This is a genomic window from Streptomyces sp. SCA2-17, assembly GCF_044336695.1.
This window is the reverse complement of the sequence record NZ_CP117521.1, coordinates 6,034,087-6,050,526: the sequence shown is the minus strand read 5'-3', so window position 1 is coordinate 6,050,526 and position 16,440 is coordinate 6,034,087. Positions and strand designations below refer to the sequence as shown.

Here is a 16,440-nt window from a genome sequence, read left to right as displayed (position 1 = left end):
ATAACCACTGTTTCTAGGAGCGAGAAGAAACAGCTCTTGGACTTATGGCGGTCCGGGAGGCGATCGTGAAGGCATGGACCTCACGAGCCTGATCGCCGCCGAACGGCGGGAACTTGCCGACCTGTTGGACGGACTGACGGCCGAGCAGTGGGACGCGCCGAGCCTGTGCGCGGGCTGGCGGGTGCGGGACGTCGCCGCCCACATGTCGATGGGGTTCCGCTACTCGGTGCCCCAGGTGCTGGGGCAGCTCGTCAGGGCGCGCGGCAGCCTGCACCGGATGACCGACCGCCTGGCCCGCCGCGACGCGGCCGCGGCGAGCACGGAACAGCTCGCCGACTGGCTGCGGGACAACGCCCGTCACCCCTGGACGCCACCGGTCGGCGGCCTCGTCTCGGCCCTCGGCCACGACGTGGTGCACGGCCTGGACATCACCGTCGCTCTGGGGCTGGACCGGCAGGTGCCCGAGGACCGCCTGCGGGTCCTCCTGGACAGCGTGACGTACAAGGGGGCCCGGTTCTTCGGCGCTGATCTGACAGGCCTGCGGCTGCAAGCCGACGACCTCGACTGGTCCTTCGGCACGGGCGCTCCCCTGACCGGCCCCGCGCAGGACCTGCTCCTGGTCGCCTTCGGGCGCAGGCTGCCGGAAGGCCGGCTCAAGGGCGCGGTGCCGCGGACCGCTGCCGCGGGCTGAACCGGCCGGCCGCGCTGCGCCCTCAGACCACGGACGCGGCCCGGCGCCGCACCAGGACGTCCTGCACGGCGAGGGTCACCGCCAGGTACAGGTAGACGGTCGAGGCCCCGAGCAGGCCGGTCCGCGTGGTGTGGTCGATCCACTTGTCGAGGCCGATGTGCACCGCGATGGAGACGATCCACAGGGCCGTGGTGGCCGGCGCCCCCTTGCGCAGCAACTGCCCATCGGGCGCCCGCCACACCGTGACCGTACGGGCACGCACCACGCCGAACCCGGCGGCTACGAGGAAGCACGCCGCCACGAGCACGACGGTGAGGCCGCCCAGCGGGTGCTCCTTCACCACGGAGGCCACCCCGAAGGCGAACGCGAGCACGCCGAGCACGCCGAGGATTCCCAGGAGCACCAGCCCGCCCTTGCCGTGCACGGGCCGGGTGCGCAGTTGCCTGCGTATCACCAGAGCGACGATCACGATCCCGATGACGATGCCGGCGTTGTTCACGGCCGATTCCCCCTTTGTCCACCGCCGCAGGACGGCTGACGAGCTGTACGTGGCAGCAGGTATCAGATCATCACGAGCCGCACGCGTCCGAATCGGCGGCTCTGGAACGGGCGGAACGGGCGGAGCGCCGCGGGAGCATGACAGCGATCGCCACGGACAGGGCCGCGCAGACCGCCGCGCTCGCCCACAGGACCGTCTGCCAGGCGCCGGTGAGTCCGTGGGCGACGAAGCCGGCGAACTCCTCCCGGACGCCGGCCGGCAGTGCGGAGAGCGGGCCTGCGAGGTCTCCCGCGGTCACGCTGCCGGCCAGGTCCCCGGCCGTCCCGCCGTAGCCGGGGAACCGTTCCGGGACGCCGCTCAGCCGGTCGCGCGTCAGGCCGGCCAGTGCCGCGCCGGCCGCGGCGATGACGACGGCCTCGCTGCCCAGCCGCAGCGTGTTGAGGAAGCCCGCCGCTGTCCCGGTGGCCTCGGGCGCGACGACGGTCAGGACCGCACCGTCGACCAGGCCGAAGTTGAGCCCCAGCCCGGCCCCGAGCACGAGCAGCGGGCCGGCGAGCTCCGCCGGGCCCGCCTCCGGCCGGAGGACGGCGGCGAGCCACGCGACGCCCGCGGTCAGGCACACCAGGCTGAGCCCGAGAACGGCCCGCGTGGACATCCCCGACCGGATGAGACGGCCGGCCAGCAGCGGGGTGACGAGGATCGGCAGCGTCATCAGCAGCATCGTGGCGCCCGCCGCCCGGCTGGAGGAGCGGTGCGCGACCACGAGGTACTCCGGGAGCAGCGGCAGCAGGACCACGAACGAGAACGAGACCACCACGGGTATCAGGCACAGCGCCATGAACCCCGCGTTGCGCAGCAGCCCCAGGTCCAGCATCGGGTGCCGGACGCGCCGTTCCACCAGGACGAACAGCGCCATCAGCAGCGCCGCCCCGGCGAGGAGCCCCAGCACCCCGGCGCTCCCCCAGCCCCACTGCGGCCCCTCGACCGTGCCGAGCATGAGCAGGAAGAGGCTGCCGATGAAGAGCACGGTGCCCGCCCGGTCCACCGGGGCCGCCGACTCACCGCGCGACTCGGGGAGGAACGGTACGGCGCACAGGACCAGCAGCATCAGCGCCGCGTGCAGCCCGAAGAACGACCGCCACCCCAGGGCGTCCGCCAGCGCTCCCGCCGCCATGGCCCCCAGGGCGAGCCCGCCGCCCGTCACGATGCCCACGGCGGCGAACACCCGGGTGCGCGCCGGTCCGTCGAAGGCCGCGGCCAGCAGGGAACTGCCGCCGGTCAGCAGCGCGGCCGCCCCGGCGCCGGCCACGACGCGCGTCACGTCCAGCAGCACGATGCCGTCCGCGAGGGCGCTCGCCAGCGACGCCGCCGCGAACAGCACACCGCCCGCGGCGAACACGCGGCGCCGGCCGAAGCGGTCGGCCAGCGAGCCGCAGGCGAGCAGGAGGCTCGCGAAGGCCAGGTTGTAGCCGTGCATCACCCACTGCAGCGCGTCCGGCGGCGCGCCCGTGTCCCGTCCGATGTGCGGGAGAGCCACCCCCGAACCGGTCACCGAGGTCGGGAGGATGAGCAGCGCCGTCAGGACGGCGAACAGCACGACGGCGGGCCTGGAACGCCGTACGGGAGCGCTCGCGCGGGAATTCGCTGTGCTGCGCGGGGGATTCACCTCCGCGCGCGAAGGATGCACCGTCGTACGGAGGGAGTTCACGGTCGTACGGAGGGATTTCACGGTACGGAGGGAGTTCACCGTCGTACGCCCCGTCATGCCGCGGGCACGCAGCCGGTGAGACCGCCGTCCACGACGAGGTCCTGTCCGGTGATGTACGAGGCGTCGTCGGACGCCAGGAACGCCACGGCCGCCGCGACGTCGTCGGGATGGCCGAGACTGCCGAGGGGCACTTCGGCGGCGTTGCGGGCCTCGGCCCCCGGATCGGGGTTGGCGTCCCGGTACATCTCCGTGTCGATGTAGCCGGGACTCACGGAGTTGACCCTGATCCCGCGCGGGGCGAGGCCGGCGCCCAGGGTCCGGGCGAGGTTGTGCACGGCGGCCTTGGTGGCGGAGTAGACGGAGGCGATGGCCAGTCCGCGGTGCAGGGTCCAGGAGGCGTTGATGACGACGGCGCCGCCGTCCCGCAGCAGCGGCAGGGCCGTGTGAATCGTGTGGAAGACGCCCTTGAAGTTGACGTCGATCGTGCGGTCGACGTCCTCCTCGGTCAGTTCGGCGGCCGGCTTGAAGATCCCGGTGCCCGCGTTGGCGAAGACCACGTCGAGTCCGCCCCGCCAGGTCTCGGTCTCTCGCATCAGCTTGTGCAGATCGGCCCGGGAGGCCACGTCCGCCCGCACCGCGAGGACGCGCCCGGGGGCGGCGCCGAGCCGCGCCACGGCGGCGTCCAGGCGCGCCCGGTCGCGGCCGGTGATGACGACGTAGGCGCCCTCGTCGAGGAGTCTGCGCGCGGTGGCGAGCCCCATGCCGCGGGTGCCGCCGGTGATCAGGGCCGTCTTGTTCGTGAATCGCTTCATGCCGACGATCCTCGGCACGGGCGCCCGGGCCCGGCAGTGCCGGTCAAGCCTGGGTCTGTCACCACCACCCTCGGCCGGTACGGCCCTCGGCCGGTGGGGCCCTCAGCCGGCGACGGGCTCCGGTACGCCGAGCAGCGCGGCCAGCCGTTCCCCGGTGCCGGTGCCCGGCGCCGGAGTGTGCAGCAGCAGCCGGTGGCCCGGCAGGTCGGACAGCGGCAGCGTGGTGTACTCGAAGACCAGCTCGCCCGCCTCCGGGTGGTCGAGGGCCTTGAGGCCGTGGGACGTGCTGCTTCCGACGGGGTGTTCGGCCCAGATCCCGGCGAAGGCGGGGCTCGCCGCGCACAGGTCGGAGGCGATCCGGCTGAACTCCGGGTCGTCCGGGTAACGGGCCGCGTCCGCGCGGAACCGGCCGGCGATCTCCCGTGCCGCGTCCTCCCAGTGGCACAGCGACGCGCGGTGGCGGGCGTTGGTGAAGAAGCTCACCAGACAGCTGTGGTCCGTCTCGCCGTACCCGAACACCAGCCGGGCGGCCCGGTTGACGGCCGCGAACGTCCAGTGCCGGTCGATGACGTAGGCGGGGCGCGGCAGCCAGCCGTCGATCACGCGCCGGAGCCCGGGCGGGACCTCCCGCTCCGCCGGAGGCGCCTGCGGCGGGTTGAGCCCGGCCAGCAGGTACAGGTGCTCGCGCTCGGCGGGGACGAGTCGCAGCACCCGCGCGACGGCGTCCAGGACGTCCCCCGACACGTTGATCTCACGGCCCTGTTCGAGCCACGTGTACCAGGAGACGCCGACCCCGGCGAGCACCGCCACCTCTTCCCGGCGCAGCCCCGGCGTGCGCCGCCCGCCGCCGCCCGCGGCCATGCCGACGTCCTCGGGAGACAGCCGGGCCCGCCGTGAGCGAAGAAACGCGCGGATCTCCGCGCTGCGTCGCTGCCGTGCGTCTGCGGGAAGCCGGGAGATGTCCATCGGGCCATGCTAGGCAACGGCTTGAGGGCCGCCGCGGACGGAGGCACCCGGCCGACCGCTCCCGCCGCCGGCCACCCCGCGTGGCTACCCTGGCGGGATGAGCATCCCGTCCACGGAAGACATCCGCGCCCTGCACGAGCGGCACGCACCGTCCCCCGAGGCGCTGGAACTGGTCCTCACCCACTGCGAGATCGTCTGGCGGATCGCCGAACAGGTCCTGGACACCTCCCCCGACGGCATCGACCGCGACCTGGTGCGCGCCGGCTGTCTCCTGCACGACATCGGCGTCTACCGCCTCTACGACGACGACGCGGGAAAGGCCGACCTCACCCACTACGTCCGGCACGGCGTGCTGGGCCACGAGCTCCTGAGGGCCGAGGGACTGCCCGAGGAGATCTGCCGGTTCTGCTCCTGCCACGTGGGCATGGGCCTGACCCGGCACGACGTGCTGCACCGGCGGCTTCCCCTGCCGGCCGCCGACTACCTGCCGGTCACGCGGGAGGAGAAGCTCGTGATGTACGCGGACAAGTTCCACAGCAAGACCTCGCCCCCGCGCTTCGTCGCCGCCGGCACGTACGCCGCCCACGCGCGGCGCCTGGGCGACGACAAGGCCGAGACGTTCACCGGTCTACGCAAGGCCTTCGGCGATCCGGAGCTGACCGGACTGGCGGCCGCGTACGGGCACGTCCTGACCTAGCCCGGAACCCGGCCCCTGACCCGGCCCGCTCCAGCTCCAGCCCTGGCCCCGGCCCCGGCCCGGAGACGTCCTGTGCGTAAATGGGAGGCAAAGGACGCCTAAGGGGAGATTGCGCGTGGAAGCGAGGACCGGGCCGGAGTCGTACCTGGAGGGGTACGAGGAGATCCTGACCGACGCGGCCGGTACGGGCCGGCGCCCGGACCGGACGCAGATCGGCGCACGGCGCGCGAGCGGCGAGCAGGCGGCGGAGGCCGGGCTGTCGCTGCGGTCCTGCGTGGCCGCCCACCTCGCGGCCACGCGCCGGCACTGGCCCGCGGGGCGCAGCTCCCCCGCCGACGCCGACCGTGTGCTCGGCGCCGCGGAGCAGGCGATCGACGCGTTCGCGGAAGGGTACGAGCGGGCCCAGCGGCTGGCCGCGCGCCAGGAGGAGGCGGACCGGCGGGAGTTCGTCGACGACCTGCTGCACGGCCGCAGCCACCTCGGGCGGCTGGCGGAGCGCGCCGAGCGGTTCGGGCTGCTGCTCTCCCACGCGTACGCGGTGGCCGTGGCCGAGGGCGCGGAGCCCTACGACGACTTCCACGCGGTGACGCGGCAGGTGGGCGCGGCGCTGGTCGGCCGGTTCGGCAGCCGGAACATCCTCATCGCGACGAAGGACGGCCGGATCATCTGCATAGCCCCCGGCGACCAGACCGACGTGCTGACGTACTTCGCCAAGCAGGCGTACGCGACGGTGCCCGCGGGCGGCCGGATAGCCATCGGGAGGGCCAAGGGCGGCGGCGGGGGCGTCGCGCACTCGTACGAGGAGGCCCTCTCGACCCTGGAGCTCGCCGCGCGGATGGGCTTTGACGAGCCCGTGCTGAAGGCTTCCGACCTGCTGGTCTTCCCGGTGCTGGCCCGGGACCGCCAGGCGCTGGCGGATCTGGTGCACACGACGCTGGGGCCGTTGCGCCGGGCGCGCGGCGGGGCCGTGCCGCTGCTGGAGACGCTGACCGCCTATTTCGACGCGGGGTGCGTGTCGGCGGAGGCGGCCCGCACGCTGTCGCTCAGCGTGCGGGCCCTGACCTACCGGCTCCGGCGCATCCACGTGCTGACCGGCTGCGACCCGGCCGACCCCGCGCAGCGCTACACGCTCCAGACCGCCGTGATCGGGGCCCGGCTCCTGGACTGGCCGGCCAGGTCCTGACCCCGCACACGGCTCCCGGCTGCTAGTCGGTGACGGGGATCCTGCCGTTCGACGGGGCCGCTCCGGCGTCCCGTACGGGCTCGGCCGTCCCGCCTGTTCCGCCCGTCTTGTCCCCGGTGAGTCCCTTCAGCAGCCGGCCCAGGTCGACGCCCGTCGTGGAGCCGATGAGCTCCATGCCCTGGGCGACGTTGTCGGCGACGGCGCGGGGCAGCTTGCCTGCGCCGTCGGTGGAGATGACGGTCAGCTTGTCGATGGCGCTGAGCGGTTCGGCGGCCTTGCCGACGACCTGGGGCAGCACCTCGACGAGCATCTGGAGGACGGCGGCGTCGCCGTAGCGCTCGAAGGCGTCGGCCTTCTTGTTCATCGCCTCGGCCTCGGCGGTGCCCCTGGCGGCGATGGCCGCGGCCTCCGCCTCGCCCTCCTGGCGGACGGCGTCCGCGATGGCGACGCGCCGGGCGCGCTCGGCCTCGCCCCGCTTGGCGCCCTCGACGGCCACGGCCTCGGCCGCGGCGATCGCCGCCAGCCGCTCGGCCTCCGCCTGCTTGACGCGGGCGACGCGCTTGGCCTCGGCCTCCTGCTCCGCCTCGTACCGCTTGGCGTCGGCGGGCTTGCGGACCTGCGTGTCGAGCTGGCGGTCGGTCAGGGCGGCCTGGCGCTCGGCGACCTTCTCCTGCTCGACCAGGATCTGCTGCTGGCGGTCGGCCTCGGCCAGCGGGCCGGCGGCGTTGGCCTGGGCGGCGGCCGCGTCGGTCTCGGCCTTGATCTCCGCCTGCCGCAGGTACAGGGTCCGCTGCGCGACGGCGATCTCCTCCTCGGCCTTCAGCCGGGCCTGTTCGGCCGCCTGGCGGGCGTTGGCCTCGGCGATGTCGGCCTCCTGCATGGCCCGGGCGGCCTCGGGCCGGCCCAGGTCCTCCAGGTAGCTGCCCTCGGTGGTGATGTCCTGGATCTGGAAGGCGTCGAGGACGAGCCCCTGCCCGGACAGGCTGGCCTCGGCCTCCTCCGCGACCTGCCCGGCGAACGCGGCGCGGTCACGGATGATGTCCTCCACGGACATGCGGCCGACGATGGACCGCAGGGCGCCCGAGAGCACTTCCTGGGTGAAGCCGACGATGCCGCCCTGCTGCTGGAGGAAGCGCTGCGCCGCGGCGCGGATGGCGTCCTCGGTGCCGCCGACCTTGACGATCGCGACGCCCTCCAGATGGGCCTTGATGCCGCGCAGGGTGACCGCGCCGCGGACGGCGACGGGGATGTGCCGGCTGGAGAGGTCGAGCACGTACCGCTGCTGGACGAACGGAACGACGAAGACGCCGCCGCCGACCACGACCTTCTGGCCGCTGTTGTCGGTGAAGACCTGCCCGGTCTGCGGGTCCGTGGACTTCTTCCCGCGCCGGCCGGTGATGAGGAACGCCTCGCTGGGGCCGGCGACCTTGTAGCGGGTGACGACGACCAGTGCGAGGAGGACGAGGAGCACCACCACTCCTACGACCGCGGTGACGACTGGGCTCATGGAGAATCTCCTCTCCTGCCTCCCGGGGGACGGCAGGTCGTACTGGTAGGGAAGGCCGTACGGACGGGGAGGCCCGTACGGGCAGGGGCGGTCAGCGCTCGACCGCGCGCACGGTCACCGCCGTGGACGACGGGGCGGCGGTGACCCACACCTCGGCGCCCCGGACCAGCGGCCCGTCCGCCGTGGCGGCGCACTTGACCGGCTGACCGGCCAGGCGGAGCAGGACCTCGCCGTAGCCGCCGGCCGGAATCGCGGTCACCACGGTGCCGGCGACCCCGACGAGGTCGTCCTTCGTGGGGGCGGCGGGGCTGCCGCCGCGCAGGAGGGCCCGGCTGAAGCGGTACGTCAGCCAGCCGGCGCCCGTTCCCGCGACGGCCCCCGCGGCGGCCGCCGCTCCCGCGCCGAGTCCGGTGGACCCGAGCACGATCGCCCCCGTGAAACCGAGCATCGAGACGAAGCCCGCGACCACCGGGAGCGACAGCCACCCGTCGAACAGTCCGCCCAGGGCGCCGTCGAACGCGCCCTCCAGCACCCCGTCGAACACCAGCGAGAGGATCAGGAGCGCGATCCCCCCGATGCCGAGACCGAGAAACAAGCCCATGAGCACCTCGCCCGCCTGACCGACAACCTCGCTGAACGACGGCATCGTGGCAGCAGACGGAGGCGGCGCACATTGCCTGGTTCCGGCAATCTTTACGACTCTTTAACGCCTCGCGGACCCGCACATCCGAGGGCTTCCGATGGCTTCCGGCGGCTATTGAAAGTTACTGTCCGGTCTCCTTAGAGTTCCGGGCAAGTGCGGCACAGGCGCCGCGAGTTGACGAAAAGGACGACGGTGGAGAAGACAGGCATGGCGATGACACGTATCCGCAGAACCCTCTTCGCGGCAGGCCTGGCGGCCGCGCTCGCCGTGGGCGGCACCGCGTTACCCGCGGCGGCGGCCGGTGCACGGACCGCCGAGGCGCTTGACTCCTGCGCGGACCGGACGAGCGTGTCGGTCTTCCACCAGGGCGGCATACCGCTGCTCGACTGGCGGGAGAACCTGGAGTTCGACGGCCGGGGCACGCTCTGGGTCTCGCACGTCACGCAGCACCGGGTCGAGGGGTACGCCCCCGACGGCACGCTCAAGGCGAGCTTTCCGCTGAGCGGGCCCGGCGGCATCCGGCGCGGCCCGGACGGGATGATGTACGTCAACTACGGCGTCAACCCGCTGAAGCCGGCCGGCGGCATCGTGCGCTTCGACCCCACCGCCGCCGCGCCGCAGCCGGAGAAGGTCGTGAGCGGGCTGTCCGGCATCAACGGCCTGGCCGTCGACACGGAGGGCAACCTCTACGTCAGCCGCGAGCTGGCCACGGGCATCCTCAAGTTCCGTCCCGACGGGACGAAGGACGAGGAGTGGACGCGCGGCGCGAACGTCTTCGGCACCAACGGCCTGGAGATCGTCGGCGACCAGCTGTACGCGAGCGTCCTCCTGGACAGCTCGTCCCGTGTCGTCCGCGTCCCCCTGAAGGACCCGGCCCGTCACACGACGGTCACGCGCCTCAGCTCGAACCTGCTCGACGGCAAGTTCCTCGACGACCTCACCGAGTTCAACGGCAGCCTGGTCGTCGCGTCCTTCCGCGACGGCGAGCTCATCCGGGTCGACCCCGCCACCGGCCGCTCCTGCACCCTGGCGACCGGCCTGCACATGCCCACCAGCGTCCGCGTCCCGCGCGGCTTCGGCGGCTACGGCGCGCGGCACACGCTGTTCGTCGTCGAGGCGTCGGGCCGGATCGTGAAGGTGACGATCGGCTGAGCGGGGGGCTCACAAGGCTCACGCCCCGACCGGCAGCCCCTTGGGCTCCTTCACGCGCTTCATGATGATCTGCGAGTTCACCTCGGTGATGCCCGACAGCGTGGTGAGCCTCTCGATCCACAGCCGCTCGTACGCGGCGAGGTCGGCGACCGCGATGCGGAGCAGGCAGCCGGGGCTACCGAAGAGGCGGTAGGCCTCGATGACGTCGGGGATGTCCTGGAGGGCCGCCTCGAAGGCCTCCACCGCCTCGCGGTCGCGCTTGACCTCGATGGAGACGAGGACCTCGAAGCTCCGGCCGACGGCCTCGGGGTCGATGACCGCCCGGTAGCCCTGGATCACTCCGTCCTGCTCCAGCTGGCGGACGCGGCGCATGCACGGGGAGGGGGTCAGGCCGACGCGGTGGGCGAGCTCCTGGATGGTCAGGCGGCCGTCCTCCTGGAGCTCACGCAAGATATTTCTGTCGATGCTGTCCACAACGCAATTATCCACCACACATTCGGGCCGGACCCGCTCATATCAGCGAACCAATTGCGCGCGATTCGTCTTATTGTTCCCCTGCCCGGCCGACACGCTCCCGTGGACGGCCTTATTGATCTTGAGAAGGGCGGGCACACGTGGGACAGGTCGTCGTCATCAGCACCGGCGGAACGATCGCCAGCCGCTGGCAGGGCTCCGGCTTCGCCGCGGACGCGCGGGGCGGCGACGTCCTGGCCACGGCCGCGGTGCCCGAGGGCGTCTCGGTGCGGGTCGTCGACCTGATGAGCGTGAACAGCGCCCGCCTGACCACCCGCGACCAGCTCGCCCTGCTGCGGACCGTGCACGAGGTGCTGGCCGACCCCGCCGTCGACGGCATCGTGGTCACGCACGGCACGGACACCCTGGAGGAGTCGGCCTTCCTGCTCGACCTCCACCACGACGACCCCCGCCCGGTCGTCTTCACCGGCGCGCAGCTCCCGCTGGAGGCCGCCGACGGCGACGGCCCGCGCAACCTCCACGACGCCCTGCTGGCGGCGGGCTCGCCCGCGCTGCGCGACCACGGCGTCCTGGTCGCCTTCGACGGCCGGATACACGCCGCCCGCGGCACGATCAAGGTGCAGACCCTGGCGGCCGACGCGTTCGCCGACCCCTCCGGCAACCCCGTCGCGGACGTCAAGGACGGCCGCCTCGTCGTCCACGGGCGGCCCGGGCGCCCGGCGCCGCTCCCCCTGCCGGCCACCGGCGAGGACCTCCCCCGCGTCGACATGGTCATGCACCACTGCGACGCGGATCCTCTGCTGTTCAACGCCGCCGTCGAGGCGGGCGCCCAGGGCATCGTCCTGGTCGCGACCGGCGCGGGCAACGCGACCCCCGAGGTCGTCGCGGCCGTCGAGGCGGCGATCGCCCGCGGCGTGCTCGTCGCCCTCACCACCCGCGTCCCGGCCGGCCCGGTCGCCGAGATCTACACGCACGGCGGTGCCGTGGACCTCGCCGCCGCCGGCGCCGTCCTGACCGGCACGCTCCGCGCCGGGCAGGCCCGTATCGCCGTCCTCAGCGCCGCGCTCACCGCCGCCGGCACCGACGAGCGGACGAGCGCGCTGCGCGGCCTCATCGGCGCCCCGGCCGCCGCCTGAGCATTCCCCTCCCCCCACGCCTCTCCCCCACCGCACCCGATCGGAACACCCATGTCGGCCTCCGTCCCCGGCCCCTCCCGCACCGAGCACGACCTCCTCGGCGACCGCGACGTCCCCGCCGCCGCGTACTACGGCGTCCACACCCTGCGCGCCGTGGAGAACTTCCCCATCACCGGTACACCCATCGCCGCCTACCCCGACCTCGTCACCGCCCTCGCCTCCGTCAAGCAGGCCGCCGCCCTCGCCAACCGCGACCTGGGCCTGCTCGACGACCGCAAGGCCGGCGCGATCGTGGACGCCTGCGAGGAGATCCGGGCCGGGCAGTGGCACGACCACTTCGTCGTCGACGTCATCCAGGGCGGCGCCGGCACCTCCAGCAACATGAACGCCAACGAGGTCATCGCGAACCGCGCGCTGGAGCTCCTCGGCCACGCCAAGGGCGAGTACCGGCACCTGCACCCGCTGGAGGACGTCAACGCCGGGCAGAGCACCAACGACGTCTACCCGACCGCGGTCCGCCTCTCGCTCCAGCTCGCCGCCGCCCGCCTGCTGGAGGCCATGGACGTGCTGCGCGGGGCCTTCGCCGCCAAGGCGGAGGAGTTCGCGGACGTCCTGAAGATGGGCCGCACCCAGCTGCAGGACGCCGTCCCGATGACGCTGGGCCAGGAGTTCGCCGCCTACGCCGTCATGCTGGAGGAGGACCGGGCCCGTCTGGCCGAGGCGTGCGCGCTGCTGCGCGAGATCAACCTCGGCGGCACCGCCATCGGCACCGGCCTCAACGCCCACCCCGCGTACCCGGAGCTCGCCTGCCGCCACCTCGCCTCGCTCACCGGCGTCCCGGTCACCGTCGCGGGCGACCTGGTGGAGGCCACGCAGGACATGGGCGCGTTCGTCCAGCTCTCCGGCGTGCTCAAGCGGATCGCCGTCAAGCTCTCCAAGACCTGCAACGACCTGCGCCTGCTCTCCTGCGGCCCGCGCGCCGGCCTCGCCGAGATCAACCTGCCTGCCGTCCAGGCGGGTTCGAGCATCATGCCCGGCAAGGTGAACCCCGTCATCCCCGAGGTCGTCAACCAGATCGCCTTCGAGGTCATCGGCAACGACGTGACGGTCACCTTCGCCGCCGAGGGCGGCCAGCTCCAGCTCAACGCCTTCGAACCGGTCATCGCCCACAGCCTCCTGAAGAGCCTCACCCACCTCCGGGCCGGCTGCCTGACGCTGGCCGAGCGGTGCGTCGACGGCATCACCGCCAACCGCGAGCACCTGGCCCGCCTCGTCGCCCAGTCCATCGGCCTGGCCACCGCGCTCAACCCGTACATCGGCTACGAGCAGGCCACCGCCGTCGCGCAGGAGGCGCTCACCACGGGCGCCGCGGTGCACGAACTCGTCCTGGCCAAGGGCCTGCTCACCCAGGAGCAGCTCCAGGAGATCCTCCACCCGGACAACCTCGCCCGCCCCCACACGCGCATGGCCGCGGCCACGGCCGTCAGCGCCTGAGACAGTCCCCGCACACCCCAGCACACCCCAGCACACCCAGAAAGAAGAAGTAACCCCATGGCAACGGCGCCAAGCGTCTCGTACTCGATGACGGTCCGGCTGGAGGTTCCCGCGAGCGGGACCTCGGTCAGCCAGCTCACCACGGCCGTGGAGTCCTCCGGCGGATCCGTGACCGGTCTCGACGTCACGGCTTCCGGGCACGAGAAGCTCCGGATCGACGTCACCATCGCCGCGACCTCCACCGCCCACGCGGACGAGATCGTCGAGGAGCTGCGCGGTATTGAGGGCGTGGTGCTGGGCAAGGTCTCCGACCGTACGTTCCTGATGCATCTCGGTGGCAAGATCGAGATGGCGTCGAAGCACCCGATCCGCAACCGTGACGATCTGTCCATGGTCTACACCCCTGGTGTGGCCCGGGTGTGCATGGCGATCGCGGAGAACCCGGAGGACGCGCGTCGTCTGACGATCAAGCGCAACAGTGTTGCGGTGGTCACGGACGGCTCGGCGGTGCTGGGCCTGGGCAACATCGGGCCGAAGGCGGCGCTGCCGGTGATGGAGGGCAAGGCGGCGCTGTTCAAGCGGTTCGCGGGGATCGACGCGTGGCCGATCTGCCTGGACACCCAGGACTCGGACGCGATCGTGGAGATCGTCAAGGCCATCGCCCCGGGCTTCGCGGGCATCAACCTGGAAGACATCTCCGCTCCCCGCTGCTTCGAGATCGAGGCGCGGTTGCGTGAGGCGCTGGACATTCCGGTCTTCCATGATGACCAGCACGGTACGGCGATCGTGGTGCTGGCGGCGCTGACGAATGCGTTGCGGGTGGTGGGTAAGGCGATCGGTGATGTGCGGGTCGTGATGTCGGGTGCGGGTGCGGCCGGTACGGCGATCTTGAAGTTGCTGCTGGCGGCCGGCGTCAAGCACGCGGTCGTCGCGGACATTCACGGTGTGGTGCATGCGGGGCGTGCGGATCTGGTGGATGCGGGGCCGCAGACGGCGCTGCGGTGGATCGCGGACAACACCAATCCCGAGGGCATGACGGGGACGCTGAAGGAGGCCGTGCGGGACGCGGACGTCTTCATCGGTGTTTCCGCGCCGAACGTCCTTGATGGTGAGGATGTGGCGGCGATGGCGGAGGGTGCGATCGTCTTCGCGCTGGCCAACCCCGACCCGGAGGTGGATCCGGCGGTGGCCCGTCGCACGGCCGCGGTGGTGGCCACGGGCCGGTCGGACTTCCCCAACCAGATCAACAACGTGCTGGTCTTCCCGGGTGTCTTCCGCGGCCTGCTGGACGCGCAGTCCCGCACCGTCGACACCGGCATGATGCTCGCCGCCGCCCGCGCCCTCGCCGACGTCGTCACCGAAGACGAACTCAACGCGAACTACATCATCCCCAGCGTCTTCAACCCGGGCGCCACGGAATCCGTCGCGGCCGCCGTGAAGCGCGCGGCCCTGGCGCTCCGTCAGGCCGAGTAAGCGGAGCAGGCAGACGAAGGGGGCCCGCCGGTCGGCGGGCCCCCTTCGCTTTTCGTTCAGCAGACGGGCTCCGCCTCCCCGTCCTCCGCCGTCGCGCGGGCGAACTGCGTGCGGTGCAGCTCCTCGTAGCGCCCGCCCGCGGCCAGCAGCTCGCTGTGGGTGCCGCGTTCGACGATCCGGCCGTCCTCGACGACGAGGATGAGGTCGGCGGCCCGCACCGTGGACAGCCGGTGGGCGATCACCACGGCCGTGCGGCCCTCCAGGGCTTCGGCCAGCGCCTCCTGGACGGCGGCCTCGGACGTCGAGTCGAGATGGGCGGTCGCCTCGTCCAGGATGACGACGCGCTGACGGGCCAGCAGCAGGCGGGCGATGGTCAGCCGCTGCCGCTCGCCGCCGGAGAGCCGGTAGCCGCGCTCGCCGACGACCGTGTCCAGCCCGTCGGGCAGGGCGGCCACCAGGCCGTCGAGCCGGGAGCGCCGCAGCGCGTCCCAGATCTCCTCCTCGGCGGCGTCCGGCCGGGCGATGAGGAGGTTGGCGCGGACGGTGTCGTGGAAGAGGTGCCCGTCCTGAGTGACCATGCCGAGGGTCTCGCGGATGGAGTCGGCGCTCAGGTCGCGCACGTCGATGCCGCCGAGGCGTACGGTTCCGGCGTCCGCGTCGTACAGCCGCGGCAGCAGCTGGGCGATGGTCGACTTGCCCGCGCCGGAGGAGCCCACGAGGGCGACCATGCGGCCGGGCTCGGCGCGGAAGGAGACGCCGTGCAGGACCTCGGCGCCGCCGCGCGTGTCCAGGCCGGCGACCTCCTCCAGGGAGGCGAGGGAGACCTTGTCGGCGGACGGGTAGCCGAACCGTACGCCGTCGAACTCGACGGACACCGGCCCGTCCGGCACCTTCCGTGCGCCCGGCTTCTCGGCGATCAGCGGTTCGAGGTCGAGGACCTCGAAGACGCGCTCGAAGCTGACGAGGGCGCTCATCACCTCGACGCGGGCGCCGGCCAGCGCGGTGAGCGGGGCGTAGAGGCGGGTGAGGAGGAGGGCGAGCGCGACGACGGCTCCCGGCTCCAGGCGGCCGTGCAGCGCGTAGAAGCCGCCGAGGCCGTAGACGAGGGCCAGGGCCAGCGCGGAGACGAGAGTGAGGGCCGTGATGAAGGCCGACTGGGCCATGGCGGTGCGGACGCCGATGTCCCGCACCGCGCGGGCACGGGCGGCGAACTCGGTGGACTCCTCGGCGGGCCGGCCGAACAGCTTGACGAGGGTGGCGCCCGGCGCGGAGAACCTCTCGGTCATCCGGCTGCTCATCGCGGCGTTGTGCGCGGCCGCCTCGCGCTGGAGCCCGGCCATGCGCGCGCCCATCCGGCGGGCGGGCAGGACGAACACCGGCAGCAGGACGAGCGCGAGCAGCGTGATCTGCCAGGAGATGCTGAGCATCACTCCGAGCGTCAGGAGGAGAGTGACGAAGTTGGAGGCGACACCGGACAGGGTGTTGCTGAAGGCCCGCTGGGCACCGATGACGTCGTTGTTGAGGCGGCTGACGAGTGCGCCCGTGCGGGTGCGGGTGAAGAAGGCGACCGGCATCCGCTGCACGTGGTCGAAGACCGCGGTCCGCAGGTCGAGGATGAGCCCTTCGCCGAGGGTCGCCGAGAGCCAGCGGGTGAGCAGCCCCAGGCCCGCCTCCGCGACGGCGAGCACGGCGATGAGCAGCGCGAGCCGGACGACGGTGCCGGTGTCGCCGCCGTGCACGATCGCGCTGACGACGCGCCCGGCCAGGATCGGCGTCGCCACGGCGAGCAGCGCCGTGATCACGCTCAGCAGCAGGAACTGCCCCAGTTTCCGCCGGTGCGGCCGTGCGAAGGCGGCGATGCGGCGCAGGGTGGCCCGCGAGAGCGGCCGCCGGCCCATTTCGGCGTTCATCGCGCTGTGCAGCGAGTGCCACGCCGTGACTTCCATGCTCATGGGGCTCTCCTCCGGAGACGTCGGTACAGCTGCACGCTAAGACCTCAACCAAA

The 16,440-nt window shown here is 72.7% G+C and carries 15 protein-coding genes; 7 read left to right on the top strand and 8 right to left on the bottom strand.

Going from position 1 to position 16,440, the window contains the following annotated elements:
- Window positions 1-73 precede the first annotated feature (73 nt).
- Window positions 74-691, top strand: coding sequence for a maleylpyruvate isomerase family mycothiol-dependent enzyme (locus PS271_RS27035; RefSeq protein WP_398385404.1), 618 nt, complete (start codon window positions 74-76; stop codon window positions 689-691).
- 22 nt (window positions 692-713) lie between these two features.
- Here the strand turns inward: PS271_RS27035 and PS271_RS27030 are convergent, their stop codons facing one another.
- The 4 genes from PS271_RS27030 to PS271_RS27015 all read right to left on the bottom strand — a co-directional run bounded on the left by PS271_RS27030 (window position 714) and on the right by PS271_RS27015 (window position 4,676).
- On the bottom strand, window positions 714-1,190 hold the full coding sequence (locus PS271_RS27030; protein WP_398385402.1) for a hypothetical protein: 477 nt from the start codon (window positions 1,188-1,190) through the stop codon (window positions 714-716).
- 70 nt (window positions 1,191-1,260) lie between these two features.
- Window positions 1,261-2,787 (bottom strand): MFS transporter, encoded by a 1,527-nt coding sequence (locus tag PS271_RS27025; RefSeq protein ID WP_398385401.1) that lies wholly within the window; start codon window positions 2,785-2,787, stop codon window positions 1,261-1,263.
- Window positions 2,788-2,951: 164 nt separating this feature from the next.
- Window positions 2,952-3,710, bottom strand: a complete 759-nt coding sequence (locus PS271_RS27020; protein ID WP_398385399.1) for an SDR family NAD(P)-dependent oxidoreductase — start codon at window positions 3,708-3,710, stop codon at window positions 2,952-2,954.
- Window positions 3,711-3,812: 102 nt separating this feature from the next.
- Window positions 3,813-4,676, bottom strand: a complete 864-nt coding sequence (locus PS271_RS27015) for a helix-turn-helix transcriptional regulator (protein WP_398385397.1) — start codon at window positions 4,674-4,676, stop codon at window positions 3,813-3,815.
- Between the two features lie 97 nt (window positions 4,677-4,773).
- On the opposite strand from PS271_RS27015, the gene PS271_RS27010 reads away from it, so the two are divergent.
- Window positions 4,774-5,373, top strand: a complete 600-nt coding sequence (locus PS271_RS27010; RefSeq protein WP_398385395.1) for an HD domain-containing protein — start codon at window positions 4,774-4,776, stop codon at window positions 5,371-5,373.
- A 115-nt stretch (window positions 5,374-5,488) separates the two neighbouring features.
- Window positions 5,489-6,556, top strand: coding sequence for a PucR family transcriptional regulator (locus PS271_RS27005; RefSeq protein ID WP_398385393.1), 1,068 nt, complete (start codon window positions 5,489-5,491; stop codon window positions 6,554-6,556).
- Between the two features lie 22 nt (window positions 6,557-6,578).
- Here PS271_RS27005 and PS271_RS27000 read toward each other — a convergent pair whose 3' ends face one another.
- Window positions 6,579-8,063, bottom strand: a complete 1,485-nt coding sequence (locus PS271_RS27000) for a flotillin family protein (RefSeq protein WP_398385392.1) — start codon at window positions 8,061-8,063, stop codon at window positions 6,579-6,581.
- Window positions 8,064-8,154: 91 nt separating this feature from the next.
- Complete coding sequence (locus PS271_RS26995) at window positions 8,155-8,664, bottom strand: NfeD C-terminal domain-containing protein (protein WP_398387084.1); 510 nt, start codon at window positions 8,662-8,664, stop codon at window positions 8,155-8,157.
- 249 nt (window positions 8,665-8,913) lie between these two features.
- Between PS271_RS26995 and PS271_RS26990 the strand changes: the two genes are divergently transcribed.
- Entirely contained in the window at window positions 8,914-9,858 is a 945-nt protein-coding gene (locus PS271_RS26990; protein ID WP_398385390.1) for an SMP-30/gluconolactonase/LRE family protein, read from the top strand.
- Between the two features lie 18 nt (window positions 9,859-9,876).
- Here the strand turns inward: PS271_RS26990 and PS271_RS26985 are convergent, their stop codons facing one another.
- Window positions 9,877-10,332, bottom strand: coding sequence for an Lrp/AsnC family transcriptional regulator (locus PS271_RS26985; protein WP_398385388.1), 456 nt, complete (start codon window positions 10,330-10,332; stop codon window positions 9,877-9,879).
- Between the two features lie 140 nt (window positions 10,333-10,472).
- Here PS271_RS26985 and PS271_RS26980 point away from each other — a divergent pair, with 140 nt between their 5' ends.
- The 3 genes from PS271_RS26980 to PS271_RS26970 are packed head-to-tail and all read left to right on the top strand — an operon-like array spanning window position 10,473 to window position 14,435.
- Window positions 10,473-11,468: an asparaginase gene (locus PS271_RS26980; RefSeq protein WP_398385386.1), complete on the top strand. Its 996-nt coding sequence runs from the start codon at window positions 10,473-10,475 to the stop codon at window positions 11,466-11,468.
- A 51-nt stretch (window positions 11,469-11,519) separates the two neighbouring features.
- Entirely contained in the window at window positions 11,520-12,962 is a 1,443-nt protein-coding gene (gene aspA, locus PS271_RS26975) for an aspartate ammonia-lyase (RefSeq protein ID WP_398385384.1), read from the top strand.
- Window positions 12,963-13,019: 57 nt separating this feature from the next.
- A complete protein-coding gene (locus tag PS271_RS26970) occupies window positions 13,020-14,435 on the top strand; it encodes an NAD-dependent malic enzyme (RefSeq protein WP_398385383.1) in 1,416 nt (471 codons plus the stop codon).
- A 56-nt stretch (window positions 14,436-14,491) separates the two neighbouring features.
- On the opposite strand, the gene PS271_RS26965 is transcribed toward PS271_RS26970, so the two are convergent.
- The gene (locus PS271_RS26965; protein WP_398385382.1) at window positions 14,492-16,387 is read right to left on the bottom strand and encodes an ABC transporter ATP-binding protein; all 1,896 of its coding nucleotides are present in this window, start codon (window positions 16,385-16,387) and stop codon (window positions 14,492-14,494) included.
- Window positions 16,388-16,440 lie beyond the last annotated feature (53 nt).